The organism is Pseudotabrizicola formosa (genome assembly GCF_002900965.1).
In the GTDB taxonomy this organism is placed as follows: Bacteria; Pseudomonadota; Alphaproteobacteria; order Rhodobacterales; family Rhodobacteraceae; genus Pseudotabrizicola; species Pseudotabrizicola formosa.
In genome coordinates this window covers 29,878-55,911 of sequence record NZ_PJOM01000004.1, presented here as the reverse complement: position 1 = coordinate 55,911, position 26,034 = coordinate 29,878, and the positions used below count along the sequence as shown (strand labels likewise).

At 62.1% G+C, this 26,034-nt stretch carries 23 protein-coding genes and 1 tRNA gene; 11 read left to right on the top strand and 13 right to left on the bottom strand.

The annotated features are described in order from the left end of the window. Position 1: 1 nt before the first annotated feature. Entirely contained in the window at positions 2–1,288 is a 1,287-nt protein-coding gene (hisD, locus tag CXR43_RS14215; protein ID WP_103334887.1) for a histidinol dehydrogenase, read from the bottom strand. Between the two features lie 278 nt (positions 1,289–1,566). Here hisD and CXR43_RS14210 point away from each other — a divergent pair, with 278 nt between their 5' ends. Further along, positions 1,567–3,834 carry a DEAD/DEAH box helicase gene (locus CXR43_RS14210; protein WP_103334884.1) on the top strand — a complete coding sequence of 756 codons (2,268 nt, stop codon included), beginning with the start codon at positions 1,567–1,569 and terminating at the stop codon, positions 3,832–3,834. Positions 3,835–3,888: 54 nt separating this feature from the next. Here the strand turns inward: CXR43_RS14210 and CXR43_RS14205 are convergent, their stop codons facing one another. Together CXR43_RS14205 and CXR43_RS14200 are read right to left on the bottom strand one after the other, a co-directional pair. Further along, positions 3,889–4,659 (bottom strand): 3'(2'),5'-bisphosphate nucleotidase CysQ, encoded by a 771-nt coding sequence (locus CXR43_RS14205; RefSeq protein WP_103334882.1) that lies wholly within the window; start codon positions 4,657–4,659, stop codon positions 3,889–3,891. Further along, positions 4,646–5,986 (bottom strand): TldD/PmbA family protein, encoded by a 1,341-nt coding sequence (locus CXR43_RS14200; protein WP_103334879.1) that lies wholly within the window; start codon positions 5,984–5,986, stop codon positions 4,646–4,648. The genes CXR43_RS14205 and CXR43_RS14200 overlap by 14 nt, the downstream gene beginning before the upstream one ends. Positions 5,987–6,224: 238 nt before the next feature. On the opposite strand from CXR43_RS14200, the gene CXR43_RS14195 reads away from it, so the two are divergent. Together CXR43_RS14195 and CXR43_RS14190 are read left to right on the top strand one after the other, a co-directional pair. After that, a complete protein-coding gene (locus CXR43_RS14195) occupies positions 6,225–6,971 on the top strand; it encodes an SDR family oxidoreductase (protein ID WP_103335354.1) in 747 nt (248 codons plus the stop codon). Further along, positions 6,968–7,588 carry an enoyl-CoA hydratase/isomerase family protein gene (locus CXR43_RS14190; protein ID WP_103334876.1) on the top strand — a complete coding sequence of 207 codons (621 nt, stop codon included), beginning with the start codon at positions 6,968–6,970 and terminating at the stop codon, positions 7,586–7,588. Before CXR43_RS14195 ends, CXR43_RS14190 begins: the two co-directional genes overlap by 4 nt. On the opposite strand, the gene CXR43_RS14185 is transcribed toward CXR43_RS14190, so the two are convergent. Then, positions 7,585–8,619: a LacI family DNA-binding transcriptional regulator gene (locus CXR43_RS14185; protein WP_267134643.1), complete on the bottom strand. Its 1,035-nt coding sequence runs from the start codon at positions 8,617–8,619 to the stop codon at positions 7,585–7,587. The two genes, CXR43_RS14190 and CXR43_RS14185, sit on opposite strands and share 4 nt — an antisense overlap. A gap of 269 nt (positions 8,620–8,888) precedes the next feature. Here CXR43_RS14185 and CXR43_RS14180 point away from each other — a divergent pair. From CXR43_RS14180 to CXR43_RS14170, 3 genes are all read left to right on the top strand, one after another. Beyond that, positions 8,889–8,965: transfer RNA gene (locus CXR43_RS14180), tRNA-Arg, on the top strand. Between the two features lie 134 nt (positions 8,966–9,099). Next, a complete protein-coding gene (locus tag CXR43_RS14175) occupies positions 9,100–9,963 on the top strand; it encodes a hypothetical protein (RefSeq protein ID WP_103334871.1) in 864 nt (287 codons plus the stop codon). Between the two features lie 287 nt (positions 9,964–10,250). Further along, positions 10,251–10,826, top strand: coding sequence for a helix-turn-helix domain-containing protein (locus CXR43_RS14170; RefSeq protein WP_103334868.1), 576 nt, complete (start codon positions 10,251–10,253; stop codon positions 10,824–10,826). On the opposite strand, the gene CXR43_RS14165 is transcribed toward CXR43_RS14170, so the two are convergent. Further along, entirely contained in the window at positions 10,823–12,148 is a 1,326-nt protein-coding gene (locus CXR43_RS14165; RefSeq protein WP_103334866.1) for a type II toxin-antitoxin system HipA family toxin, read from the bottom strand. The genes CXR43_RS14170 and CXR43_RS14165 overlap by 4 nt on opposite strands. Position 12,149: 1 nt before the next feature. Further along, on the bottom strand, positions 12,150–12,398 hold the full coding sequence (locus CXR43_RS14160) for a helix-turn-helix domain-containing protein (protein ID WP_103334863.1): 249 nt from the start codon (positions 12,396–12,398) through the stop codon (positions 12,150–12,152). A gap of 431 nt (positions 12,399–12,829) precedes the next feature. On the opposite strand from CXR43_RS14160, the gene CXR43_RS14155 reads away from it, so the two are divergent. Further along, positions 12,830–16,933, top strand: coding sequence for an NACHT domain-containing protein (locus CXR43_RS14155; protein ID WP_146036530.1), 4,104 nt, complete (start codon positions 12,830–12,832; stop codon positions 16,931–16,933). 36 nt (positions 16,934–16,969) lie between these two features. On the opposite strand, the gene CXR43_RS14150 is transcribed toward CXR43_RS14155, so the two are convergent. The 5 genes from CXR43_RS14150 to CXR43_RS14125 form a co-directional block, all read right to left on the bottom strand. Then, positions 16,970–17,809 carry a hypothetical protein gene (locus CXR43_RS14150; RefSeq protein ID WP_210402101.1) on the bottom strand — a complete coding sequence of 280 codons (840 nt, stop codon included), beginning with the start codon at positions 17,807–17,809 and terminating at the stop codon, positions 16,970–16,972. After that, the gene (locus CXR43_RS14145; protein WP_103334858.1) at positions 17,806–18,693 is read right to left on the bottom strand and encodes a hypothetical protein; all 888 of its coding nucleotides are present in this window, start codon (positions 18,691–18,693) and stop codon (positions 17,806–17,808) included. The genes CXR43_RS14150 and CXR43_RS14145 overlap by 4 nt, the downstream gene beginning before the upstream one ends. After that, positions 18,690–19,538: a hypothetical protein gene (locus CXR43_RS14140; protein WP_103334856.1), complete on the bottom strand. Its 849-nt coding sequence runs from the start codon at positions 19,536–19,538 to the stop codon at positions 18,690–18,692. Before CXR43_RS14140 ends, CXR43_RS14145 begins: the two co-directional genes overlap by 4 nt. Positions 19,539–19,543: 5 nt before the next feature. After that, entirely contained in the window at positions 19,544–19,879 is a 336-nt protein-coding gene (locus tag CXR43_RS18235) for a HigA family addiction module antitoxin (RefSeq protein ID WP_103334853.1), read from the bottom strand. A 328-nt stretch (positions 19,880–20,207) separates the two neighbouring features. Further along, complete coding sequence (locus CXR43_RS14125; RefSeq protein WP_246831401.1) at positions 20,208–20,630, bottom strand: helix-turn-helix domain-containing protein; 423 nt, start codon at positions 20,628–20,630, stop codon at positions 20,208–20,210. Between the two features lie 369 nt (positions 20,631–20,999). Here CXR43_RS14125 and CXR43_RS14120 point away from each other — a divergent pair, with 369 nt between their 5' ends. Then, positions 21,000–22,106, top strand: a complete 1,107-nt coding sequence (locus CXR43_RS14120; RefSeq protein ID WP_103334847.1) for a tyrosine-type recombinase/integrase — start codon at positions 21,000–21,002, stop codon at positions 22,104–22,106. A 224-nt stretch (positions 22,107–22,330) separates the two neighbouring features. Here CXR43_RS14120 and CXR43_RS14115 read toward each other — a convergent pair whose 3' ends face one another. Both CXR43_RS14115 and CXR43_RS14110 read right to left on the bottom strand, forming a co-directional pair. Then, a complete protein-coding gene (locus CXR43_RS14115; protein ID WP_103334845.1) occupies positions 22,331–23,998 on the bottom strand; it encodes a BCCT family transporter in 1,668 nt (555 codons plus the stop codon). Between the two features lie 435 nt (positions 23,999–24,433). Beyond that, positions 24,434–24,766 (bottom strand): ArsR/SmtB family transcription factor, encoded by a 333-nt coding sequence (locus CXR43_RS14110; protein WP_246831400.1) that lies wholly within the window; start codon positions 24,764–24,766, stop codon positions 24,434–24,436. Positions 24,767–24,819: 53 nt separating this feature from the next. Between CXR43_RS14110 and CXR43_RS14105 the strand changes: the two genes are divergently transcribed. From CXR43_RS14105 to CXR43_RS14095, 3 genes are all read left to right on the top strand, one after another. After that, complete coding sequence (locus CXR43_RS14105) at positions 24,820–25,044, top strand: YgaP family membrane protein (protein WP_103334840.1); 225 nt, start codon at positions 24,820–24,822, stop codon at positions 25,042–25,044. A 111-nt stretch (positions 25,045–25,155) separates the two neighbouring features. Beyond that, positions 25,156–25,581, top strand: a complete 426-nt coding sequence (locus CXR43_RS14100) for a YeeE/YedE family protein (protein ID WP_168219843.1) — start codon at positions 25,156–25,158, stop codon at positions 25,579–25,581. 5 nt (positions 25,582–25,586) lie between these two features. Continuing rightward, positions 25,587–26,021: a DUF6691 family protein gene (locus tag CXR43_RS14095; protein WP_103334837.1), complete on the top strand. Its 435-nt coding sequence runs from the start codon at positions 25,587–25,589 to the stop codon at positions 26,019–26,021. The last annotated feature ends 13 nt before the right edge of the window (positions 26,022–26,034 follow it).

Sequence of the window (26,034 nt, the reverse complement as noted above, 5' to 3'; positions counted from 1 at the left end):
CTTAAAGCTGCGCTGCAACCTTATGCAGCCGCAGATCGGCGGTGCGGGCGTGGCCTTCCATTCCTTCGAACCGGCTGATGTTGGCGGTGACAGAAGCAAGCCGGGGCAGGGCCTCGGCGGTAACCCGCTGCCAGGTGACGGTTTTCAGGAATTTATGGACCGACAGCCCGCCGGTATAGCGTGCAGCACCCGAGGTTGGCAGAACATGATTGGTGCCCGCCGCCTTGTCGCCAAAGGCCACTGTCGACTCCTCGCCCAGAAACAACGAGCCATAGGCGGTGAGCCGGGATTTCCACCAGTCCAGATCGGTGGCCTGCACATGCAGGTGCTCGGGAGCGATACGGTCGGCCTCGCGCGCCATCGCCTCGCGGTCGGCGCAGAGGATGATCTCTCCCAGCGTCTGCCAAGCGGCCTCGGCCGCCGCGCGGTTGGGCTGCGGCAGGTCTGCGGCGCATAGCGGTGCCAGCCGCGCCACCTCGGTCGCCAGTGCAGCGCAGTCGGTTACCAGCCAGACCGGTGAATTCGCGCCGTGTTCGGCCTGCCCGATCAGATCCCATGCGACGGTCAGCGGGTCCGCCGTCGCATCCGCGACGACGAGCGAGTCAGTTGGCCCCGCCACCATGTCGATGCCGACGCGGCCATAGAGCAACCGCTTGGCCTCGGCCACATAGGGATTGCCAGGACCGACGAGGATATCGGCGCGGGGCAGCCCGAACAGGCCAAAGGCCATGGCCGCGATGCCCTGAATGCCCCCCAGCGCAAGAATCCGGTCGGCCCCGCAGTGGTGCAGCGTGTACAGAATTGCGTCTGGAATGCCGCCCGCAGCGCCTGCGCGTGGCGGCGAGACGGCGGCGATATGGGGCACTCCCGCCACCCGCGCCGTGGTCACTGTCATCATTGCGCTGGCGATGTGGCTGTAGCGCCCCCCCGGCACATAGCAGCCCGCAGCCTGTACCGGGATCAGCCGCTGCCCCGCGGTCAGGCCAGGGCGCAGCTCGACTTCGGTTTCCGTGATGCTGTCGCGCTGGGCCTGCGCAAAGCGGGCGATGTTTTCATGTGCATAGGCGATATCGTCTTTCAACGCTTGCGGGACACGGGCGCAGGCCTCTGCGATGGTCTGCTCGGACATCACGATATCGCCGGCATGGCCATCAAGATCCCGCGCCATGCGCCGTGCCGTGGCCTCGCCCCCGGTCTCCAGATCGGCCAGCATGGCGCTGACTTTGGCCGACAGGTCTGCGGCCTGCGCGCCCATTGCCGTGCCGGTCTTGAAATGCGTCGCCGTCATGCAACCTCCTGATCTGTCGTCCGATTGTCAGGCCCTCTGCCCCGTGTTGACAACGCTCTATTCCTGCCTTCAGGCAAATGGAGCGAGGCGTTCCACCGCGCAGAACCTGCCCTGGTGTCAGTTTCGCTATACATCGGGGGGGTTTTGCGCTATTGCGCTTGCTGTCGGCCCGAGGATTCCGGGGGCACGTCGGGCGAGGAGGCCCGCGGCCAAAAGGGAAAGAAGGCGCCGCACAGGGCTTCACGGATGCAATGGCATCCTCTCTTTTGGAAAAACGAATGATCGATGTAAACGTGGCCGCGCCGCTGGCGCAGGCTTTGGAAGCCAAGGGCTATGAAGCCCTTACGGCAGTGCAGATGGCTGTTTTGGCCGATGGTGTCGAAGGGCGCGACCTGCTGGTTTCGGCGCAGACCGGGTCGGGCAAGACGGTGGCCTTTGGTCTGGCGATTGCGCCCGAAATTCTGGCCGGGTCTGACCGCCTGCTCTATGCTGACAAGCCGATTGCGCTGGTCGTCGCCCCGACGCGCGAACTGGCCCTGCAGGTCAAGCGTGAGCTGGACTGGCTGTATGGCGTGGCGGGAGCGCAGATCGCGTCCTGCGTCGGCGGCATGGATTACCGCACGGAAAAGCGCGTGCTGGACCGGGGCACGCATATCGTGGTCGGCACGCCCGGCCGTCTGCGCGACCATATCGAACGCGGCTCGCTGGACCTGTCTTTCTGCCGCGCCACCGTGCTGGACGAGGCTGATGAGATGCTGGATCTGGGCTTCGCCGAGGATCTGGAGTTCATTCTGGGCGCGGCCCCGCAGGACCGCCGCACCCTGATGTTTTCGGCCACCGTGCCGAAAGAGATCGAAACGCTGGCCCGCACCTTCCAACGTGATGCCATGCGCATCATCGCCAAGGGCGAGACCAAGCAGCACGCCGATATCGAATATCGCGCCATGTCGGTCGCGTCGCGCGACCGCGAGCATGCGATTTTCAACACGCTGCGCTATTACGATGCGCCCACCGCGATCGTGTTCTGCAAAACGCGGATGAACGTGACCCATCTGATGGCCCGCATGACGAATCGTGGGTTTCAGGCTGTGGCCCTGTCGGGTGAACTGAGCCAGCAGGAACGGACCCACGCGCTGCAATCGCTGCGCGATGGCCGGGCTCGGGTCTGTATTGCCACCGATGTGGCCGCGCGCGGCATCGACCTGCCGGGTCTGGAACTGGTGATCCACGCCGATCTGCCGTCGAATTCCGATACCCTGTTGCACCGGTCTGGCCGCACGGGGCGCGCAGGTGCCAAGGGCGTGTCAGCGCTGATCGTGCCCCCGGCGGAGGCGAAAAAGGCCCAGCGTCTGTTGGCCGGGGCCAAGGTCGTGGCGCAATGGGTCAAGGCCCCCAGCGCCGAAGAAGTGCAGGCCAAGGATGACCAGCGCATTCTGGAACACCCCGCCCTGACCGAGGCTGTGGGCGACGAAGCGGCGATGGTCTCGACCCTGATTGAACGGTTCGGTGCGGAACAGACCGCTGCCGCCTTTATCCGCTTGTGGCGCGAAGGCCGGTCGGCCCCCGAAGTGCTGTCCGACAGTCTGCCGCCGCCGCCGGCAAGTGCCCCGCGTGAGCGCAGCGAATTTGGCCCCTCCGTCTGGTTCACCCTGACCGTCGGCCATTCCGGCCGGGCCGAAGCGCGCTGGATCTTGCCGAAAATCTGTGACGGGGCCGGCATTTCCAAGGACGGGATCGGCGCGATCCGGGTCAAGGAAGATGTGACCTATGTCCAGATCGCGGAACCCCTGGCAGGCCGTTTCGGACCGCAGCTGGAGCTGGAACCCGGCTTGACCATGTCGCGCATGGAGGGCGAGCCAAGCCTTGACCGGCCTGAGCGGGCCCCGCGCCCTGCGCCGCGCGAAGACCGCCCGGCCTATAAGCCAAAGCCATCGCGTGTGGTTGAGGATGATGCGATCATCGCTGCCCCGGCCCCGGCGCGCAAACCCTATGCCAAGCGCGACGACGCCGAGCGCAAACCGTATACCCCGCGTGAAGACAAGCCCTACGCGCCACGCGCCGCTGCAGAACGCAAGCCCTACGCGCCGCGTGACGGCGCGGAGCGCAAGCCCTATGCCAAGCGCGAAGACGGTGACCGCAAGCCCTATGCCCCGCGGGATGGGGCAGAGCGCAAACCTTATGTAAAGCGCGAGGACGGTCCGGCTGGTGGTGCCAAGTTCAAATCGGCTGGCTACAAATCCTTTGGCGGCAGTGATGGCAAACCGGCCCGTGCGGCCGGGTTCAAAAGCCACGCCGCGGAAGGCACCGGCTATAAGCCAAAGGCCGAAGGCGACCGGGCCGAAAAGCGCACCTATGCCCCCAAGGGTGATGATGCGCGGCCCTATGCCAAGCGCGACGGAAAACCGGCTGGCAAACCATCGGGGTTCAAAGCGGGTGGTGATGCCAAAAAGCCCTTTGCCCGCAAGTCTGACGCCCCGGCCCGCCCGCGCGCCGATGCCAAGGATACCTCGAAACGCTTTGTTCCGCCAAAGGGCGCGAAGCGCTGATCCTGCCCTTGATTGAAATGACAAAGGGGAAGGCTGTGGCCTTCCCCTTTTTTGTTACAACCGTGCCATGATGGCGCTGTGCAGGGCCGGGTTGGTCGCAATAATCCCCGCCGTCATGGCACCGGGAGAGTTGAACCGCAGCGCGGCACCGATGCGGTCGGTCACCCGTGCTCCGGCGCAGTCGCAGATCAGGCTGCCCGCCGCGATGTCCCATTCCCAGGTGTCGCGGAAGGTGATCATCCCGTCATAGCGGCCCTCGGCCGCCAGGCACAGCCGATAGGCGAGCGAGGTGCGGAAGCTGCGTTTCAACTCTGGCACGCCGCCTGGCCAATGCGACGGTTCCATATTGGCCTTGGTCGCCAGCAGGTTTGACCCCACCAGATCGGCCCGCGTGCCAGTGCGGATCACATTGCCATTGCACCGTGCCGGGCCGTCGATTTCGCCGGTATAGAGCCGGTTTTTGGCGGGCATCATCACCGCCCCCGCAATCACGCGCCCAGCTTCTGCCACTGCCAGCGACACGGCAAAGTTGTCTTCGCCAGCCACAAAGGCCCGGGTGCCATCAATCGGGTCCAGAATGAACACGCGCTGCGTTGCCAGACGCTCCGCCGAGTCCGGCGTTTCCTCGGACAGCCAACCGTAATCTGGCCGCGCCGCCAGCAGCCGTGATTTCAGCATGTCGTTGACGGCCAGATCCGCCTCGGTCACCGGACCATGATCGCCGCCCTTGTCCCAGACCTGCGGATCGCGGCGCCAGAAGCGCATGGCAATGTTGCCCGCGTCGCGGGCCGCCTCGGCCAGCAGATCCAGATCACGCTCCGGCAAGGGTCATCCCGTCGATCAGCAGCGATGGCACGCGGGTGGACAGATGCGCGCGCGCATCATTGGCCGGGATGATCCGCAGCAGCATGTCGCGCAGATTGCCGGCGATGGTGCATTCATTCACCGGATACTGGATCACCCCGTTCTCCACCCAGAACCCCGCTGCGCCGCGGGAATAATCGCCGGTGGTCGGACTGATGGTGGAGCCGATCATTGAGGTCACCAGCAACCCGGTGCCCATCTGCGCCAGCAGATCATCGCGGCTGAGGCTGCCTGGTGTCAGGTCGATGTTGCTGGTCGATGGCGAAGGCGGCGAAGAGGCCCCCCGCGCCGCATTGGCCGTGGATGGCATCCCCAGCTTGCGCCCCGTGGCCAGATCCAGGGTCCACCCCGTCAACACGCCGTTTTCCACGATCACCCGACGCTGGGTCGGCAGCCCTTCGCCATCAAACGGGCGGCTGGCCCCGATCCGCACCCGGTGCGGGTCCTCTATCACCGACAGATGCGCAGGCAGCACCTGCTGGCCCAAGGCATCGCGCAGCCAGGACGCGCCCCGTGCAATGGCCGCGCCATTGGTGGCCGACAGCAAGTGCCCGATCAAACTGGAGGCCACGCGTTCATCAAACAGCACCGGATAGGTGCCGGTCTTGGGTCGTACCGCCCCCGCGCGCTGCAAGGCGCGTTCGCTGGCCAGTTGGCCGATTCCTTCTGCCTCCGGCATGTCACTGGCGTAAATGCGCCCCTCTGCAGCCCAGTCACGTTCCATCGCGGTGCCTTCCCCGGTGAAGGCGACCGCTGACAGCGAATGTGATGTGCGGCCATAGCCGCCGGAAAACCCGTTCGACGCCGCCAGATGCATCGCCCGGCGGCCATAGCTGGCCGATGCCTCTACTTGGGTGATCCCGGCCCGGTCCATCGCCGCCGCCTCTACCGCCCGTGCCGCCGCCTCCAGCTCTGCTGCACTGGGTTCTGGAGCCGGATCGGCCAGTTCCAGTGCGGCAAGATCCCAGCTGCGTGCAATCTGACCGGGGTCTGCCAGCCCCACGGTCGGGTCTGCCGGGGCCTCACGCGCCATGGCGACGGCCCGTTCGGCAAGGGCTGCGATCGTCGCATCAGAGATATCCGAGGCCGAAACGCAGGCCTGCCGCCCGCCGATGAGGACGCGCAGACCGATTTCTACCCCTTCGGAGCGTTCCGCCTGTTCCAGCTTGCCCGCACGGATGTCGATCGACAGCGAGGTGCCACCCATGGCAAGCGCATCCGCCTCATCCGCACCGGCGCGCCGGGCGGCAGACAAAAGGGCATCGGTCAGGCGCGAAAGATCGGTCATGGCGGTTTCCTTGCACTGTGCTCTGGCCGAGGTAGTCCGTCAGGGCCGGGCCTGCAAGTCATCACACTTGCCCCAGAACGGCACAGGACGCTGCTCCTGTTGCGTCTCGCATACTGCACCTCGTGCGCCAGCCTTTGGAATGAACCACATCCTTCCCGGGCCACACAGGCGGGTCAAGACTTTCCGACTGTGGTCCGCTGCTGCTAACTGTGCCTGTCAAAGCAGAATGGAGCGGACCATGACCGATAAGACCGTCATCATCACCGGGGCCAGTCGCGGTATCGGGGCCGCTGCGGCCCGTGTCTTTGCAGATGCGGGATGGCGGGTCGCGCTGGTCGCCCGGTCTGGGGCCGATATAGAGACGCTGGCAGACCAGATCAGTGCTGCCGCCATGGCGCTGCCCTGCGATGTGGCCGATCCGGCTGCCATGCAGACCGCCGTGCAGACTGTGCTGCACCGCTGGGGCCGGCTGGACGCACTGATCAACAATGCCGGCATGATCGACCCCATCGCCCGGTTGGAAGACGCGGATGCGCAGATCTGGGGCCAGTCCATCGATGTGAACCTCAAGGGGGTTTTCAACGGCATGCACGCGGCCATACCGGTGATGAAGGCGGGAGGGGGCGGCACGATCATTACCGTAAGTTCTGGGGCGGCCAGTAACCCTTATGAAGGGTGGAGCGCCTATTGTGCCGCCAAGGCCGGGGCCGCCATGCTGACCCGCGCCGCCCATCTGGAAGAAGGCAGCAACGGATTGCGCATCATGGGCCTGTCCCCGGGAACGGTCGCCACCGACATGCAGGTCAGAATAAAGGCCAGCGGGATCAATCCCGTCGCTGCGCTTGACCCGGCGGTGCATGTGCCGCCGGAATGGCCCGCAAAGTGCCTGCTGTGGATGTGCGGTCCGGGCGGTGACGCCTGGCTTGGCGAGGAAGTGAAACTGCGCGACGAGTCCATTCGCCGCGCCATCGGAGTGTTGGAATGATCAATGTCGAACTTGACGGCCGGCTGCTGACCCTGACGCTGAACCGTCCGGACAAGGCCAATTCACTGACCCGCCTTATGCTGGAGGAACTGGATGCCGCCCTTGCGCATGCCGAACTCAAGGGAGTGCGTGCCGTTATCCTGACCGGGGCGGGCCATGTCTTTTCTGCCGGGGCTGATCTTGATGATGCCCGCGCCGGGCTGGCCGTTGACCCGGTGTGGGAACGACTGTCTGCCCGGGTGGCCGGCCTGCCCTGTCTGACCATCGCCGCGCTGAATGGCACGCTGGCGGGCGGCGCGATGGGAATGGTCTTGGCCTGCGATGTGCGGCTGTCGGTGGCTTCGGCCAAATTCTTCTATCCGGTGATGAAACTCGGCTTTTTGCCGCAACCCACTGACCCGAGGCGCATGGCAGCGCTGATCGGCCCGGCGCGCACCAAGATGATTCTGATGGGCGGCGTTCACATCGACGCGGCCGAAGCCCTTGACTGGGGGTTGATTGATCGTGTCACCGCTCCAGAGGCTCTGATGGTCGAGGCGCAGGCGCTGGCGCAGGATGCCATGGCTGCAAGTGCAGACCATGTGGCCGCGATCAAACGGCTGGTGCCGCCGACCTAACCGTTGCGGATGGTGTCGCCCCGTTGCAAGGTTGGCGACAGCTCGATGATCTCACCGCTGACAATCCCGTCGGGGCGCTTGCCCGCGATGATCTCTGCGGCCAGCCGTCCGATATCCAGGCGGCACGCGTCCATCGTTGCCAGGCGTCGCGGCAGACCGTCCAGCAACTCCACCCCGTTGAACCCGGCCAAGCCTACGCGTCCCGGCACGTCAATTCCTTCGGCAAGACAGTACAGCAACCCGCCCGCACCAATCATATCATTGGAGTAATAGAGAAAATCGACATCCGGGCTGCGCTTGAGAACCGCTTCGGTCATCTCGCGGCCTTTCAGCAGGGCAGACCCGCCCGAATAGAACTCCCGATCGGCCAGTGTCAGCCCTGCACGGGCCAGGGCTTCTTCAAATCCGGCCAGCCGCTTCTTGGCACGGTGGTCATTCGGCATTTGCGTGCCCAGAAAGGCAATGCGCCGATACCCCGCGGCCACAATTTCTTCGGCCATTTGCCGCCCCGCCCGGCGATGGGAAATCCCCACGGCGGAATCCACCGGCGTGCCGTCGATATCCATGATCTCCACCACTGGCACACCCGCCTGCGCCAGCATGGCCTGACTGGCTTCGCTGTGTTCCAGCCCGGCCAGGATCAACCCGGAAGGCCGCCAGCTCAGCATCTCATAGATGACCGCTTCCTCGCGTTCCGGCAGGTAGTTTGTGACCCCAACCACCGGCTGCAACCCGGTGTCTTCCAGCACATCGGAAATTCCGGTCATCACTTCGGGAAAGACCATGTTCGACAGCGAGGGGATGATGACTCCCACCAGATTGACCCGCTGGCTGGCCAAGGCACCCGCGATCTTGTTGGGCACATAGCCCAACCGCCGTGCCGCCTCCAGCACGCGCTCGCGCGTGCTGTCCGAAACATCGCCACGGTTGCGCAGCACGCGGCTGACAGTCATTTCACTGACGCCCGATGCTTCGGAGACATCGCGCAAGGTCAGGGTACGGCGGAAATCGGGAACAACGGGCTTTGTCAATGGATACGGCCTTCTGCGGCGGAGCCTTTTCTTGTTAGCGCCAAACAGATCCCTTGTCCAAGACCGTTTCATCTGTTATGTTACCGCTAACAGCCGCATCGACAGGCTGGTGAAATCCTGCGCGCCTTGCAAGCTCTCAACCCGGACGCGCTGGACCCTGAGGGGGAGTGGTGGGCCAAAACTCACTCCCCCTTTTACCGCCCGCCACGTCTTTGTCCCGAAGTCCACGCTTGAAACCAGATGGGTTTTTCCGCATGAAGGAAATGCGTGGTCCCGTGGCTCAACTGGATAGAGCAGCCCCCTCCTAAGGGGCAGGTTACAGGTTCGAATCCTGTCGGGGTCACCAAAAAACCCAATAAAACATAGAGTTTTGTCAGGGGCTTGCGAAGGCGGCTGCGGAAACGCCCGTTTGATTTCGCGGGAAATCTGGGGCGGCAGTCGGGATTTCTGTACAAAACCTGTACAAGTTGAGGCCCTGCAATGAGCTGGCGCGTTGCGAACGAATGTGCCGACCGCAGGTTCGGCAGTGCCGCCCGCAAACAGATCATCATGTTCCTGGCCGACAAGGCGAGCGACGATGGCTCTGGCATCTGGTGCTCAAAGGGCACGGTCCAGCGCCACACCGAGCTGGGCGAAAGCACCGTGAAGCGGACGATCAGCGATTTCCTGCGCGAGGGCATCTTGATCGAAACCGGACGCCGCCCCTGCAAGAATGGTTTCACAGTGATCTATCGCATCGTTCTGGCACGCGTGATGCAATTGGAATCGATGGCCGAACCCGATGACGGGACGGGGTCCACGGTGGACCCCGTCCAGCCTGAACCCGGTACGGGGTCCACCGTGGACGGGGTACGGGGTCCACTGTGGACCCCAAACCACCCTAAAACCATCCATAAACCACCTACGCGCGAGCGCGCGAAGGCGGCGGCAGTGGAGGATGAAAGGTTCGAGAAGATCTTGGCCGCCTACCCGAAGGACCGGCAACGCGGCAAAGCTGCGTGCCTTGCCCGGATCAGGGAGGCCGTGAAGGAGGGTGTTGACCCCGACGACCTGCTGCGCGCTGTGCAGGCCTACGCCACCGAGAGTGTGGGCTTCACGAGGTCAAAAGTCTGTTTCGCGGATAACTGGTTCGCCGACCGGCGGTGGCAGCGCTTCCTCGATGCGTTGGCCGAGGAGCGGCAGGCGCAGACGGCCCTCGCGGCCGACCACCACGCCCGGCTGGCCACTTGGGTCCGCGACCGCAGCCCGATGTGCAAGCACATCACCGCCCCGCAGTTGGCGGCGCTGGTGACGGCGGGGTTGGTGACCGATGGCCAGCTGCGCGCGGCGGGGCTGGCGGCATGAGAGGCGCGTTCTTGGCAGGGCGCACCGCGCACTGCGTCCCGTGCATTGGGCTTTCTGGACCGTGCATCGCGCCCCGTGTCTTCTGCACCTCGCCCACCGCATTGCGTCCTCTGCGCCGCGTTCCGTGCTCGCCGCCACACGCTTCACGTTTCCCGCATCGCGCCCCGCATCCCGCCCCACCAAGCAGAACCACTGAAACGGACTCCAAGCCTCTGATCCGCCTCCGCTGACGCTGGGAGGCGGGAAGCTTGGATGAAGTTGGCAAGAAATAGGAACGTAAACTTCACATGCGCCACCACCGCAAACTGACCGACGACGAACGCCGCCAGATCATCGAAACCCGCGCCGAAGGCACGCCCGTCAAGGCGCTTGCCCGCCAATTCGGGGTCTCGCGCCGGACGGTCTACAACACGTTGACCAAGGCCCAAGGAGCGTGCCCGTCGCGCACCCGAACGATCAGCCTACGCGTCAGTAGACGCGAACTGGCGGGCTTCAAGAACGGGATGGTGAAGCGGGACATCACTGACCACCCCGCCGCACTGCGTTGCCTGATGGGTGCTGCGGATGTCCTGCTGCGTCCGACCGATCAGAGCCTGATCGACCAGATTCAAGACTGGGGCGCAGAGATTAAGACACACGGCGCCGCAATCAACCAAGTGGCCCGCAAACTCAACGAGGCCAAACTGCGCGGCCGCCCGATCCCTTTCACCGTCGAAGACATGACCACTATCCGCACCTTCGCGGGGTTCTTTGTCGACTTCGTCGAAAACTTCCGCACCCTCTGGGAGGCAAGACAAGTTGCGATGACGCGAGAGGTTGACAAGGCGCTAGCAGGGTTGGCCACCAAGGGGCCAGATCCCTAAAGCAGTTCCTTGACCTGCGCAGCCCGCTGCATCGCGTCATCTGCTATCGGGTCGCTGACGCTTTGAGGCACCTGGGTGCCGACTGCCACCATCGCGCGTTCCAGCGCCGGACCCAGCTGGTCCGTCACGTCCTGCAGCAGCTCCAAGGCGCGGCCCTTGGGAAGACCTGCGGCGCGCCCTTCGGACTCGAAGTGTCGGGGCACGATCTCGTCAACGCCGTAATGGCCATCGACCGACATGGCGAGCCGGTAACGCTTGCGCTGCAAGCGCCCGGCGCGAACGACTGGAGCGACGCTCAGGATGTCATACAGGGGCGCGAGGCTGAAGCGGCCCTGGCGTCCCAGACGCAAACTAAAATTCTTGGCATGGCCATCCGACGCACCGATCAGGAAGTAGAAAATCTGCGCCTGAAAGAAGGTCTCCCGATCCTCGATCGGTGTATCGGATTCCCGCAAAAGCTCCATGATTTGCGCGATGCCCGGGCCGCCCACCTTCTGGTACTTCATAGCTGAGGGGTACCCCAGCGACTGGCAAATATCCTCCTGTGGCAAACGTTTTAGCGTCTCACCCTGCCAAACCCGATCGAATCGTTCGACCGACAGTACTACTTGCCCGGGAAGGACGATCTTCTCGACATGCGCGGCGGGCAACCCGATTTCCCGTGCAAGGGTCATGCAGAACAGTTCGTTTTCGACGCTGTCGCTTAAGTCGATCTGGTCCGGGCCGGGCAGGATGCCCATGGGTGTCTTAAAGATATGACTGGTGGGCGTGATGCCGCGCGGCTTTGCCCACTGACCATCCACATGCAGATAGGCAGTCTTTTCCTGGGCGCCTGCGATGGAAATCCTGAAATCCTCATCGTCGCCTTGCGCGAGCGGGGCAGCCGCGAGATTTCTCAGATCGGCAACCATCTCTTCTTCCGAGATGAGCCGATACTGCATGTCCTGTTCTGCAGGGGCCTCATCCATCGGCAGAAACTGGAGCGCACCGACGCAGTCGCGCCCCAACACCGATAGCAGCGAGAATACATCCTTGCCCTGTGCACCAACTCGTGCGGCGATCTTTTCGCGCAGCTCACCCTCCGCGTCGGGCAGAAGGTTGTCGAAGGCCGCCACCACGGGATCGCCTTGCCATCTGGCCTTCAACAGCGGCAAGGCGCTGGCCACAGGAAAGGCTGTCTCGGACACGAGCCATGCAGCATCATAGGTGAAGCTGATCGCTCCATCGGTCGCACGCGCCAGCGTGCCTACCCTGGATCTCTCGTACCAGACTGCGGTCTGGCTCTGGCGTGTGCCGCGAGCAGCGCGGGCAATACGCGCCATCTCAGGTCACGTCCCGGTCGACCAGACGATCGGTCGCTGACAACTCCGCATCCAGAGCTTCGAGGAGGCGCAGATAGACATCGAGGCTGACCGACACCACGCCATTCTCGATGTCCGAGATGGTAGATTGTGCCGTTCCCGTCATCTGCCCCAATTGCTTCTGGCTGATCCTGCGCGAAGCACGCCTGGCGCGCAGGACGGCCCCGGCTTGCCGAAGGCTTCTGATGGGATATGCAGGCGCGTTCAGCATAGGCTCTGATAGTCTTTTGGCGATATTCTGTCAATATAGTCCATAGACGATAATCAATCATCATAGCTCAAGGGCTATTAGCCGCGCTACGCAAGAGCGAGCAGTGATTATATCTGCTGCCTTATCCATCGCGAACCTGGTGGACTTCAACCTTGCAAAAGCATCCCCGTTTGGGGCTTCCTGTAGCTCGCCGGAGGTGCGCTAAGCCTTGGCACAAAGATCAAGGAATGAAATAGGCTAAGCGCGCCGACGATGCGCAGCATACGGAGGGTTTCCGTCGATCAGAATCTGATTTTCACCGTGATCAGATTTGGGTAGGAGCTTGCCCAAGACTGTCGGCTTTTCGGAAATTGGGGACGAAAAGCTGCCCTACGAAGGCGTGTTTCAAGGTCTGCTGAGCGTGTAGCGGGCAAGGACTCGCATTTTGTTCTTTGTCGCTGACAGAAGCGAAAGTATTTTTGCTCATGAAGATTGCATCCTTGGACCGACGCGTCCTTGTTCACAGCGAGGCAGAAGCGAGCGAGCGCCAACTGAGCTCGCTGCGCGACGAACCGTTCGTCGTTCTGCTTGGCGAGCCCGGCCTCGGGAAGTCGACGGCGTTGCGCTATGAGGCCGCGGCCGAAGGGGGCGAGGTCTTCACCTGTCGTGAAGCGATGAGTGGCGCGGCGCTGCCGGCCGCCGATACGGTATATCTCGATGCCTTAGACGAATATCGGACGGGCGAGAACGGCAAAGACAAGCTCCTGCAACTTGCCAGCGCGTTGTCAGCGAGCAAACGCCATCGCTGGCGCCTGACCTGTCGGGCTGAGGACTGGCGTGATGCCGCAGATCTTGGGGCCATGCGACGGGCGGCCAACAACGGCTCCATCGTCGTCGCGCGCCTTCTGCCCTTGGACGAAACTGAGGCCCAGGCCGTCCTCACAGCGCTTGGCGCTGCTGATCCGCGAGCATTCGTGATCGAGGCGCGGACGCGCGGCGCAGCGGCCTTTCTCGAAAGCCCCCTGAGTCTCCGGCTACTTCACTCGGTCGTGGTGGCCGATGGAACATGGCCTCGAACGCGCTTCGAGTTGTTCGAAAAGGCCATCTGGGCACTGGCCCACGAGTACGATCCCGAACGCGTGACCGATCCCAGACCTAGCGTCGAGGCCATTGTCGAAACTGCTTCCAGACTATTCTTTTACGTCCTTGCTTCCGGTGCCAGGGCGGTCTGGCGCTCCAATGCCATGCCGCCTCATTCGGATAGCGCGAATGAGTATCTGAGCACCAACGGGCTCGACATCGAGCCTGCACAGGTCGCTGCCGCCTTGGACACGGCGTTGTTTCGCGGCGAGGGTCATGCCTTCGAGGTCTGCCATCGCACAGTGGCGGAGTTTCTCGCTGCTCGTTTCCTGGCAAGGATCGTGACGGGGACGGGAAACAATCACGCTTTCCCCCTGCGTCGTGCCCTCGCGTTCATCACCGGCGCGGATCGCCAGGCACCCAGCGAGCTTCGAGGACTTTATGCCTGGTTCGCGGCGCATCTTCATAAGCTGGGAGACACCCAGGGCGCACTCCGTCTCATCGATCGCGATGCCGCGACCGTGCTCGCCTATGGCGATGCTGCCGCTTTCGACACCTCCGGGCGAAAAGCGATCCTTTTCAATCTTGACCGGGACGATCCCTATTTCCTGTCGGCGCAGGACGACGCGACCGTACTGGGCGGGCTTGCCGGCGAGGATCTTGCCGGAGATTTCGCGACGATCTTGGACACGGACGTCCGTAGGCATCTCCAACTTACCGTCCTGCAGGCTCTTGCAGATGGACCGCCGGTGCAGGGAATACAGAGCAAACTTCGTGAGATCGTTCTCGAAGCCGGCCGACCGTTGTGGATGCGGGAACGCGCCTCGGAAGTGACCGTCAGAGCCGGAGGGGACCGAACGGCAATACGGCGAGCCCTGATATCGGAGCTGGAGCGTCAGCCCGTCGACGCCGGCCAGGTGGTACTGAGGGCGAGACTGCTGGCGGGGATGCCGGCCGACGCGATAGCGGCATCCGAGATCCGAAAACTCCTGGCTGACTTCAGCGCACTGCCCGCACCATCGGATGATGATGATGAGGTGAAAGACCGCGGGGCTTTGAATGCGCTGGCTCTTGCCCTGCGTCGGTCTACCCCGGAAGACCTCTTCGAACTACCGATTTTGCACGGGTCGACTGGCGGGCGCCGACAGAAATCGCAAGTTCGCTTCTTCATCGATCAGGCGCTGGTCTCCACAATTGAGCGTCGTCCCGATGTTGACGCCGAGCGCTTGTGGACTTGGATAAACAATGCCCGCGAGCATGTCTGGGACATGCTCGATAGCGGCGTGGTCGAGGTGATACAGAAGTGGATGGACGCCGAACCTCAGCCGCGGGAGCTGGACTTTTTTCTCGCCATGGCGAAATCCGGCGAACCCACAGATGGGCCTTGGGTTGTTGTGAACCAATACATTTCGACCATGCGCCGCCTTCCGTCGGAGTCCTTGGTGGAGGCGCTGATTGCGTTGGCCCGGGACGAGGCGAAGGGACCACGGCGCAAACGGCTCTTTCAGATTGCCGCGTACACGGCGCGCGGTGAGGCGCATTGGTCGACGTGGCGCGAAAAGATGGTCGTCATTCTCAAAGAGGAAGGTGGCCACGTTGGATTCATAAAGTCGCTGCTGTCCGATCCGAACGCCAAGTGGAAAAAGCAGCAGGCGCAAAGGCAGGCTCAGCAGGACGCAAAGACAGAAGTCTCACGGAAAGACAACATCGCTGAGTTGACACCGAAGCTCGCCGCGATCGCGAGCGGCGTCGCGAGCGAGTTCGGCGCGCTGAAGTGGGCCGCCGACCATTACCGCAACGCGAGAATATCAAAGAAGGAGGAGCCGCTCGCCAAAGTCACGACCTATACCAATGAGGAGATTGCCGCAGCCATTGCAGAAGGGTTTGTCCAGTTCGCGATACACACCGACATCAAGGTCGATGCGGAGAGTCTCGGACGGGCGGAGGCAACCAACGGCGCCTACGCTCAGGAATATGTTGTAGCCGCTGGAATACATCAGGGGCTCTTGCATGGTCGGGAAGCCGAGCTTGCAGCGGCCCCACTGGTCTGCGCGCTGGTTGGAATGCGTCAGAGCTATTTTGCGGGCGACGACGGACCCTGGCTTGCCACTTGGGCGGTGCAACGTCTCGCGCAGGATCGCGAGCAGGGCGTCAGCCAGATGTTGCGGTACTGGAATGCTGCCCTTGACGCTGGAGACGACGATCTCGATGGCCTTCATCACTTGGTGAGCGCCGAAGAGCATGGGTTCATCGCCGCCATCCTTCATGAACTGCTGAACCATCGGCCCCACCTGCCGATGCCCGCATTGCGGCAGGCTTTGGTCGCTGCTGCATCTGTTCTTGCTGACGACGATTTGGCGGGCTTTGCCGACGAGGCACTAAAGCGAACCGATCTAGGTGATGAGCAGCGCGAGATCTGGAGCTTTGTTGCGCTGGCTCTCGATCCGACTACTTTTTCTGCCGAAGTTCCCGATGAGCAGGTCCGAGGCGCGTTGTTGCGGCCCAACGGCGATCTGGCGACTGCCCTCTTTGAACTATCTCCGCAGCCCAATGTGCTGGATCGCATCCGAATCGCAGTTCTTGGGAAAGCCCACGAGGCCGACGACGATGACTGGCTGCACTCCAACACCGTCAGCGGGATCATCAGGGCAGCCATCCGTCGTCTGAGCGCTTCGAAAAGTGCCGACGCAGGCGAGATTCTAAGAACGCTCTCATCAGAGGTACATCCGAGTTGGAAGCCGCAACTCGCCCACGCGGCCGCCGAACATGCCAGGATGAAGCGGGATGATCTCTATGCGGCGCCGCCGGTGGGTGACCTCGTCGTGGCGCTTTCTGGGGGAGCCCCTGCAAGTCCGGCAGATCTCACAGCAGTGGTTCTTGAGGAGATCGATCGGTACAGGAGCACGTTGCGAACAGGCAGCGAAACCCCATGGAAGCGGTTCTGGAACACCGACAAGGACGGAGCGGCAACGACACCACAGATCGAAAACGAGGATCGGGACCGTCTGCTCGAACTAATGCGGGTTCGTCTGGAGAGATACGGGATTGTCGGCAGTTTCCCTGAAGCACGGCGCGGGGAGAACAAGCGAGCCGACGTTCTGCTACTCAGCCACGCCGGCAAGAACCTGCCGATCGAAGCAAAGCGGCACTACAATAGGGAGCTTTGGACGGCACCCCTCAGTCAGCTCAATGGCTACGCATCGGACGTGGGGGCCGATGGCTACGGAATTTATTTGGTCTTCTGGTTCGGGACCGAGTTTTCGATCCCCGCCCGGAGCGATGGCCGGGAAGCCCCTTCAAGCGCTAAGGGGCTGGAGACGATGCTCCTTGACGATATTCCGATACCCCTGAAAGGCAAATTGGAGGTCATTGTGTTGGATGTATCGCGGCCGGCAGAGATGACCGCCGCCTTGGTCCGACGCAGTCAGAAGCGTTCAAAGAAGCAGACCGGTGGAAAGGGTGCATGCCCGGACTAAGCCGTCGATGGGAAGCGGACCGTTCCCGGGCGATGGCTACGATTTTTCCGCGGCGCGTAGTGCCATAAGGACATCTGGGTCGTTGGCAAGCGTCTGCGCAACGGCAAGGCCATCGCGAATATCGGTCGGCCCGCCGCTCGGATGTCGCCCATCCTGCATGCCACGGACCTCAGCGAAAACCGCATGCAAGTTCAACTTGGGGTGTGCCCAGTCAATGTCAGGGCCCAGATCAATCCATTGCGGACGGTCGCCGCCGAATATCGCCATGTCCACGTAGAATGCAGGACCGGGAAGTTTGCCCTTCGTCCCGGTCTGCTCGGCGATGTAGGCTTTTGTGAAGGCGAAGTTCGCTTGCAGTTGCGGGACGATATCAAAGCGCGGCCGCATCGATGCTGCCTCGCGTACCGCTTGCTCGGCGCCGATATCGCCCCTCTGCAACCGATCGACGATTGATTTGAAGTGGTCGCGAGACGCGTCCAGGCCGGCACGCCGTCCCAGCATGCGAAACCCGCAGGCCAAGACCATCCGCGGTCCTGGATGGCCACTCTTCATGTCCTCGATCCGGACCGCCTCGAACATCTTCCACGCCCGCACGAGAAAATCGTGAGTAGGTGAACGCGCTCGCAGGGAGAGATCACGATAGGCGACCGCCCCATCATTCATCACCAATGTCGGAAAGTATCTCGCGCTGTGGTCGGCGACGATGCGATGAAACGTCCTGATGCGAGCGAGGGCATCGCGCGCTTCGGCGTGCAGTGGATTGAACCCGGAGGCGGAGATCATCTCGCCATAGCCGAGCAGGTCAATCCAACAGGATACGGCAACCTGGAAGGGAAACCTGGTGCTCTTGCTGACCATCGCGGACGGCTTCTTCATGTGCCTTTTCCTCCCCGTGTGCTCCGCTTCCTGTAGTTCGAAAGGTAATCGATCCACGACTTCTGGATCGTGTCCGCCGAGACCGCGGATACCACCTCTTGATTGCGCGCATGCCGGAGAGCATCGAAATGGTGGAGGATCGCCTGCTCCATGCGAAAGGCATCTATGGCCGTGTCCCACAGTTCGTGGAGGATCGTGCGGTATCGAACGCCACCGAGCTCGGGCATGGCTGACTGGTTGAAATTGCGCTCCCGCCGCCTCCAGTCAAAGGCCCAGCCAATCTTGAACGAAGGGGGTGAAGCGCCTTCGATCATCATGGCGTAGGTGAAGGCTGGTGCCCTCCGCATATGCATGATGCCGGTGCGCTTGGTCGTTGGTGGCGGTGCGCCTCGCCGGCGAGCTGCCTCTAGACCCGCGACCCGTGCCTCGGTTCGAGCGGGCCGGAGCAGCGCGACCGGTTCTCTGGGCAAGAGCAGGATCGCCTCGGCCTCATCTGCGAGGAGCGGTACGATTCCCTGCGCGGAATCCATGCTGAAGCGCCGTGGCGAGATCGCCGACAAGGCGGTCCTTGTTTCGAGGAAGCGCCAGGCACGCAAGAGTTCGAGCCCGAACGGCCAGCGGTAGTTGCCAGCCTCATCGAAATCGCGTGGGCCACGGGCGAGGTCGTAGTCGAGTGAGCTGACGATCGTCGTGGTCGGCTCCATGAGGCCAAGGATCATGCCGCGCTCTTCGGAATGGGTTTCATCGCCCATCGTGCCGACGATCACTACAAGATCGCCTGGCCGGAGGAGGCCGCGGGCTCGGTCCCGCCACCCGCGCTGGCTAAATTGAAGTGGCCCGGATGGCGATCCAAATCCCCACGTCTTCGTCATATAGACGGTCATGCGACGCGCCTTGTCAGGCGCTCATGCTCCGCCATGAGAAATGTCAGGTAGCTACGGATGAGATTGCAGTAGAGACGCGCCTCTTCGATTCCCAGAGCGAGGCCTTCCTTGAGATCGACGCCATGGCGCACCCCGCCGCCGGTGGGGGAGGACAGGTATCCATGCAATGTCATCATCCATTGCAGGATCTGTTCCTGATGCCCGCGACCGCGCAGGCGCAACTCACCGACTATTTTGTTGAAGTAGCGTCCCTGAATGGTGCCGTCGAACACCTCAGGACTGCGAAATGCAGTGGAGATGGTCTCCAGTAGCCACAAGACTTCCTGGACGGCCTGTCGGCCGTTCCCCTCGGCCAGGGCGTGTTCTGAGGCTTGCAGCGCCTGCTCGATGAGCGACCGGGCCTGCACATCCAGTGATGGGGGCGGGGTCGGAACCGCGATGGGGATATGCACACGGGTGGCAACCAGCAGGGGCGGATCGAGCTGATAGCCGGCGTTTGTGTCGGTGAGGATGCGGTTGATCCGACCCGCGTCGGGCAACACCATTTCGGGATGACGGAGCCGGAGTTCCTCACAGCCGAGCCAGAACGCTTCGATGAATAGAGGCGCGTTCGTCGCTGCTGCGGACATGGCGGTCGTGAGATCCTCGGCGGCGAACCGCTCGTTGCTGCTCGGCCAGTATTGGATGTTGGCCGCAGAGGCAAACCGTGACTTGAAATGCTCGAGGATGGATTTACGCGGAGCTTGTCCAGCAATCCGATTAATGAGGTCACGGAAAGCGTTGTCGACGCCGGTTTCTATCGGACCTGGACTGTCAAATCTCCAACGGCCGTCGAACTGGAGCATGGGGGTCACCGCGAAGACGCCGACCGGCGACTTGCTACGCCGCGCTCGGAAGGAATTAGCGTCGGCACCGCCGAAACATCCACGTCTTGGCAAGCATGCCATGCGTCATAGACACCCTGCATCCTGATCCAGAACAGGGGCTCATTTCCGAAAAGCTTGGCAAGGCGCACAGCGACCTCTGGACTTACCCGCTTTCGCTCGGCCAGAACGCTATGCAGGTGCTGACGCGAGATGCCGAGTAACCGTGCGACCGCTGCCTTGGATTCCCCCGTCGCAGGGATCACATCCTTGCGGAGCAGTTCCCCCGGGTGTGTGGGACAGCTGTTGGGGTCGCGCTTCATTTTCGCCTCCTCATAAGCTCCTACCTGTCATTCGGTCGCCAGACGTTGCAGTTTTCGACTGGCGAAATGCAGAGTGAGCACCGATCCGGTGAGGATCGGCATAAGCGCACCCGCGAACGCAACGATCAGGAGTTGCGTCCCAGTGATCCAAGTGAAACCTGCCGCGGGGTCGAAGAACTGAAAGCGCACGAAGCCAGTAAGGTAGCAGATGCAGACGCCGAAGTAGATTAAATGTAGGTGCTCAAGCGGTTGTATCGCTGCTCTGCGGGCTCGCTCCAAAGTTGCCCTGCGCACGCTCTGCCACTTTTTGCTCGGTCTTTCCAACAGTCTAGTCCCTTACCAGTTCGATCCAAGTGTGCACATCGTCGTCGACGACCTCGCGCCCTTCGATATGCGATTGATACCAGCGGGCGATGATCGCCCCCCGCTTCTCGCTTTTGATCTTGATGCCTTCCGCCATCAGATGCCTGTCCAGTGAGTTTTCGATGTTCTTCAGCGCCTCAAAATCATGGTTTGCCCGTACCGATTTTGCTCCGATCAACAACCAGCGCACGTCTAGGTCGAACCGTTCGATCATCGCGACCAAGGCCTCGACTGGTATACCGCGCTTGCCTTTTTCGTAGCTGTGATAGGCCCGAGGGGACACGCCCAGCGCTTCCGCCATGGCCGCTTGCGACAGGCCAATGTCGTTGCGAGTGATCGCAAGGCGCGGGCCCATCTCGGCGAACAGATCTGATGGCTCTCGCGTCATGTGCGTTTTCCGATTGACGTGCATTACCATTTGGGCGAATGTCGCACAAAATGACGACAATATACGTTTGATCCCATCTGAACACGTCAGATGGTGCTGAACAAGCGATTCTATGCGTAGGCGTAGTCGTGGACACATGCAAGAAAGGACGATCCAAGTGGCGGAGATTGAGATAATTGAAAGCTCCCAGATCCTCACCATCGGCAAGACCCCGGCCCAATGGGTCGAGATCATGGCCGACCACGGGATCGAGATTTCTGAGCGGACGCTACGCGAAAAGGCCAACGACACCGGCGCGTTCTTCCGGCTGGGACGGACCATGCTGATCACCCCCGCGCAAATTGACACCATCTTCGAGGAAGGACAGGCATGCCGCTCGAAATCTACAAGCGTGGCTCCGTCTTCTGGGTCAAGGGCTGGGTCGAATACAATGGCCGACCGATCGCCGGTCCATACCGCCAAAGCACGCGAGCGACTACTGAAGCTGGCGCGCGGGACTGGATAAACGACGAAACCCAGCTTCAGGTCCGCAAGTACCTGATCGGGGAAGAGCACAGTCTGCGCTTTGCCGATGCAGTCGATTTCTATCACCCCTCCGCCAAGACGGCGAAGCAGCTTCTGCCGATCCTCGACGAGATCGGGGATATGCCGCTGGGCGCGATAACGGGCGCGCTGCTGAAATGCCTCGGTCGCAAGCTCAAGCCGAACGCCTGCACCGATACCTGGTGGCGCGAGATCGTGACGCCCGCGCGGGCAGTCATCAACAACGCGCATGAGCACAAGGGCACGCCGTTACTGCGCGTGAAGCGTTACGACAAGTTTGAGCGCATCGCGCAGGACCAGCGGCGGCGCAAGCCCAGCCGGATCGAGCGCATCCCTGCGACGCGCGACTGGATCGAAGCCTTCTGTGCCGCCGCCGACCCCTACAACGCCGCCATGGTGCGTTTCATGTTCGAGACAGCGGCGCGGATCGATCAGGCGGTGTCCATCGAACCGGATGATCTGCGGCCTGCCACCTGCGAGGTGTGCATCAAGGCGCAGAAAGGCCACCCGGAGGGCTGGATCACCGTTTCGCCGCAGATGATGGCCGAGCTGGTGGTGTTGAAGCCGAAGCGGCCCAAGAACCTAAAGACGGGGCAACTGTTGTCGCCACGCGTCTTTGGCTATGGCAGCCCGACCGGCTACAACAACCGCTGGAAGACGATATGCAAGCGCGCGGGCATCCCTTACCTGTCGGCACACCCCGCCGGGCGGCACGGGTTTTTCACCGAACTGGTAGTGCGACAAGGCGTCGATCCGGTCACGGCGGCCAAGGCCGGGCGCTGGTCAGACCCCAATCTGCCCATGCGCATCTATGCCCACGCCGAGACGGACGAGGCCGATGTCAGGGCGCGGTTTCGTACAAACTATGTACAACCGACCGAACCTCGACCGCTCAAGCATAAGAAAACAAAGAAGGATCAGGAAAATGAATGAATCCCTCCTAAGGGGCAGGTTACAGGTTCAAGTCCTGTCGGGATCACCAGAAGGCTCATTGAAATTTGGCGGTTTGTCAGGGGCTTGCGACAGCGGCTGCAGAAATGCCGGTTTGATTCCCGTGCAAACCGCCCGCGGCAGGTGTTCACCGTCAGCACCATTGCCCGCCATGTCGGGCTTTCCCATCGCAAGTGACGGGCAGCCCCTTGGGGCTGCCCGAATGCTCAGCGCGGTTCGTTCATCAGGCCGCGCAAGATGGAATAGCAGGCTGCCAGCAACACCAGAGTAAAGGGCAGCCCGGTTGAAACCGCCATGGCCTGCAAGGCCGCCAGACCACCGCCCAGCAAGAGCGCAATCGCCACCAGCCCTTCGAAAGTGGCCCAGAACACCCGTTGCACGACTGGCGCATTGGTCTTGCCCCCTGCTGCGATGGTGTCGATCACCAAAGAGCCGGAGTCGGACGAGGTGACGAAGAACACAACGACCAGCACGATGCCGATCAGAGAACTGATCGCCGCCAGCGGCAATTGGCTGAGCATTTCAAACAGCTGCAGTTCAAGTGCCGCCGTCTGAACTCCGGTAAAGCCGTCGTTGACAACCTGAGAGATTGCGCTGCCACCCATCGCTGTCATCCACAGCACCGAGAACAGGCTTGGCACGATCAGCACGGCAATCAGAAACTCCCGCACCGTTCTGCCGCGCGAGACGCGGGCGATGAACATGCCGACAAAGGGTGACCAGCTGATCCACCATGCCCAGTAGAACGCCGTCCAGCCTGCGGCAAAGTTGGCGTCGTCCCGGCCGAACGGATTGGCCAGTGCCGGCAGATATTCACCATAGGCCACAAGGTTGGTAAAAAATCCGGTAAAGATGCTGGCCGTGGGCCCAAGGGCCACGACAAAGATCAGCAGCGCCAGGGCCAGAAACATGTTGAGCTGCGACAGGATCTTCACCCCGCCTTCCAGCCCCCGCACCACCGAGACAATCGCCAGAATGGTGATGAACACGATCAGCATAATCAGCCTCGAATCCGACTGGCCAAAGCCGAACAGGTAGTCCAGCCCCGCCGCCGCCTGTTGCGCGCCGATGCCGAGCGAGGTGGCAAGTCCGAAGATCGTGGCAAAGATGGCCAGAATGTCGATGATATGGCCCGGCCAGCCCCAGATTCTTTCCCCGAAGATCGGATAGAAGGTGGAACGCAGGGTCAGAGGCAAGCCCTTGTTGTAAGAGAACAGCGCCAAGGCCAGCGCCACGACCGCGTAGATTGCCCAAGGGTGAAGGCCCCAATGAAAGATCGTGGCCGCCATGCCCAGACGCGCGGCCTCTGCCGTGTCGCCTGCCGCCCCCCCGAGCGGTGCCCAATCGGTGCGGGCACCGGTTTCATCCACGGTCACGCCGCCCAAGGCCGCAGTGTAATGCGACAAAGGTTCTGACACGCCATAAAACATCAGCCCGATTCCCATGCCGGCGGCAAACAGCATCGAAAACCAGCCGATATAGCCATAGTCAGGCGTGGCCTCTGGCCCGCCGAGGCGGATCTTGCCCAGCGGTGAGACGATCAGGAACAGGCACAGCAGCACAAAGATGTTGCCTGCGATCAGGAAGAACCAGCCCAGATTTCCGGTCAGCCAGTCGCGCATGCCGGTGAACACCGGCTCGATCTGGTTCTGGAACGCCAGAGTCAGAATGGTGAAAGCCACGATCCCAAGCGCAGAAATGCTGAAGACCTTCTGGTGAAAGTCGAACTGCAGGATGTAGCTTGGCGCCACATTGTCCTGCCCGATGGAATAGTCGGTGGTGATGATCTCGGTCTCACCCTCGGGTTCGGGGATTGCCTCGATGTCGCTGATCGGTTCGTCGTCGCGCTGAAGCGCGTTTGGGGTGTCGGTCATGATGTCCCTCTTTTGGTGTCAGACCCGGCGCGGTTTACGCTTGGTTTGCCCGTCAGCAGATGACGGCGGGTCGTCCCGGATGGATCGGCCTGCGACCACAGGCCAGGTTTGGACGCGCCGCTGTTCCCCTGCTAATGCGTCCGTGCGAAAGTTGTGTTGCCCAAGGGCGGCACATAGGCGCGTTTTCGCCGGTTTGGAGCGAAAGTTCAACCGGAGGATGGGGCTGCATCGCAGGGAATGTGCTGTGAAGGCCGTCAAACGGTCGCCTCTCGCCCGTTTTACCTTTGCATGTTTGCCGAAACAGGCAAAGATTGAAGGCGTGCGATGATCGCGACCGCTGCGGCGCTTGGAGAGACAAGACAGGCAGTGGCCCGCACGCAAGCCTCGGTGGCGCTGCCCTGTTGGCAGAGGGCGGACGTAAAAATCTTGCCCGATTTAGTCATCTGTGGCGCAATATACGCGGTAGAGGGTTTCCAGCAGGGCGCGGACCTTGGCGCTGGCAAGGCTGTAATAGATGGTCTGTCCGTCGCGGCGCGTCACCACAAGGCGCAAGGCCCGCATCTTGCCAAGATGTTGCGACAAGGCGGCGGGTGTCAGCTGGACGATCGCGGCCAGATCGCCAGCCGATTTTTCACCGGCCAAAAGCGAACACAGCACCAGCAACCGCTTGGGGTTGGCCATGGCCGCCAGGGTTTCAGACACTTCTTCAGCCTTGGTTTCCAGGGCTGTCATGTCTTCAAGAGTGATATCGGTTTTCATACTTGACATTTAAGCACTTTCGAAAGTAATAAGCAACATCGCTTGTAAACAAGGAATGCGGAATGACAAACGTTGGACCTCTTGATCGGCTGCTGCGCGGTGTTCTGGGTGCGGTTCTGCTGGCTGCGCCTTTTCTCCCCGTGTCTGCAGATCTGCTTGCTGCCTGGGGCGCATGGAAATTTGCTTTGGCGGCTGTCGGCGTCGTGATGATCGGAACCGCCCTCTTTCGCTTCTGCCCTGCCTATACCCTGTTTGGCATCAATACTTGCCCGATGACAAAGAAATAAGCCATTCCTTCAGCGCCACGGCGCTGAAGGCCCGAACGTCCCGACCGACGGGTGGTGCGGCGCCTGTGACAAAGCATCTGATCCCCCTTTCATGCCGGAGCTTGCCATACGATGATCACTGACTTTACCCCCTGGGCCTCCCTCTTTGGCGGCATCCTGATCGGCCTTGGGGCCGTTGTTCTGATGGTCTTCAACGGGCGCATCGCGGGCATGACCGGCATGTTGAGTGGCGTGCTGGACCCCCGAAACCCCGACAGTCCTTGGCGGCTGGCGTTTCTGGCCGGTGCGGTGGTCGCACCGTTTCTTGCGACGCGATTTGGCGCAGAATTTGACTTCGTCTCACCGACCAATGGGGCGCTGCTGGCCTTGGGAGGGGTGATCGTGGGGATTGGCGTTACATTCGCTTCGGGCTGCACCTCGGGTCATGGCGTCTGCGGTCTGGCCCGGCTGTCACCCCGGTCGCTGGTGGCAACGCTGACCTTCATGGCCACGACCTTTGCCACCGTCACGCTGATCCGACATGGCTTTGGAGGGTAACGCAGATGAAACATATCCTGTCTGCCCTTGTCGCGGGCCTGATCTTTGGGCTTGGTATCGCCATCTCGGGCATGGGCAACCCGGCCAAGGTTCTGAACTTCTTTGATCCCCTCGGTACATGGGACCCAAGCCTTGCCTTTGTGATGGGTGGCGCATTGATCACCACGGCCATTGGTTATCGCGTCATCTTTGGCCAGCGCAAAGCGCCGCTGTTCGACACGACATTCCATCTGCCGATGGCACGAGTGATCGATGCCAAACTGATCGGCGGTTCTGCCGTGTTCGGCCTGGGCTGGGGCATTGCGGGCTTTTGTCCCGGGGGTGCCATTCCGGCCTTGGGCTTTGCGCCCTGGCCGACCGCCCTGTTCCTGATCTCGATGGCTGGCGGTATTGTCATTGCACGCTGGCTGCAAGCCTTGCCCCGTCGCCGAAGCACCTGACAGTCCGGAGGAC

What these genes read in the sequence shown, in the direction of transcription:
- CXR43_RS14160 (WP_103334863.1), bottom strand. Translation starts at nt 12,398, where the DNA reads ATGCTGAACGCGCCTGCATATCCCATCAGAAGCCTTCGGCAAGCCGGG.
- CXR43_RS14175 (WP_103334871.1), top strand. Translation starts at nt 9,100, where the DNA reads ATGAGCTGGCGCGTTGCGAACGAATGTGCCGACCGCAGGTTCGGCAGT.
- CXR43_RS14165 (WP_103334866.1), bottom strand. Translation starts at nt 12,148, where the DNA reads ATGGCGCGTATTGCCCGCGCTGCTCGCGGCACACGCCAGAGCCAGACC.
- CXR43_RS14095 (WP_103334837.1), top strand. Translation starts at nt 25,587, where the DNA reads ATGAAACATATCCTGTCTGCCCTTGTCGCGGGCCTGATCTTTGGGCTT.
- CXR43_RS14100 (WP_168219843.1), top strand. Translation starts at nt 25,156, where the DNA reads ATGATCACTGACTTTACCCCCTGGGCCTCCCTCTTTGGCGGCATCCTG.
- CXR43_RS18235 (WP_103334853.1), bottom strand. Translation starts at nt 19,879, where the DNA reads ATGAAGCGCGACCCCAACAGCTGTCCCACACACCCGGGGGAACTGCTC.
- CXR43_RS14120 (WP_103334847.1), top strand. Translation starts at nt 21,000, where the DNA reads ATGCCGCTCGAAATCTACAAGCGTGGCTCCGTCTTCTGGGTCAAGGGC.
- CXR43_RS14140 (WP_103334856.1), bottom strand. Translation starts at nt 19,538, where the DNA reads ATGCTCCAGTTCGACGGCCGTTGGAGATTTGACAGTCCAGGTCCGATA.
- CXR43_RS14110 (WP_246831400.1), bottom strand. Translation starts at nt 24,766, where the DNA reads ATGTCAAGTATGAAAACCGATATCACTCTTGAAGACATGACAGCCCTG.
- hisD (WP_103334887.1), bottom strand. Translation starts at nt 1,288, where the DNA reads ATGACGGCGACGCATTTCAAGACCGGCACGGCAATGGGCGCGCAGGCC.
- CXR43_RS14190 (WP_103334876.1), top strand. Translation starts at nt 6,968, where the DNA reads ATGATCAATGTCGAACTTGACGGCCGGCTGCTGACCCTGACGCTGAAC.
- CXR43_RS14115 (WP_103334845.1), bottom strand. Translation starts at nt 23,998, where the DNA reads ATGACCGACACCCCAAACGCGCTTCAGCGCGACGACGAACCGATCAGC.
- CXR43_RS14150 (WP_210402101.1), bottom strand. Translation starts at nt 17,809, where the DNA reads ATGAAGAAGCCGTCCGCGATGGTCAGCAAGAGCACCAGGTTTCCCTTC.
- CXR43_RS14200 (WP_103334879.1), bottom strand. Translation starts at nt 5,986, where the DNA reads ATGACCGATCTTTCGCGCCTGACCGATGCCCTTTTGTCTGCCGCCCGG.
- CXR43_RS14210 (WP_103334884.1), top strand. Translation starts at nt 1,567, where the DNA reads ATGATCGATGTAAACGTGGCCGCGCCGCTGGCGCAGGCTTTGGAAGCC.
- CXR43_RS14125 (WP_246831401.1), bottom strand. Translation starts at nt 20,630, where the DNA reads ATGACGCGAGAGCCATCAGATCTGTTCGCCGAGATGGGCCCGCGCCTT.
- CXR43_RS14170 (WP_103334868.1), top strand. Translation starts at nt 10,251, where the DNA reads ATGCGCCACCACCGCAAACTGACCGACGACGAACGCCGCCAGATCATC.
- CXR43_RS14105 (WP_103334840.1), top strand. Translation starts at nt 24,820, where the DNA reads ATGACAAACGTTGGACCTCTTGATCGGCTGCTGCGCGGTGTTCTGGGT.
- CXR43_RS14195 (WP_103335354.1), top strand. Translation starts at nt 6,225, where the DNA reads ATGACCGATAAGACCGTCATCATCACCGGGGCCAGTCGCGGTATCGGG.
- CXR43_RS14145 (WP_103334858.1), bottom strand. Translation starts at nt 18,693, where the DNA reads ATGACCGTCTATATGACGAAGACGTGGGGATTTGGATCGCCATCCGGG.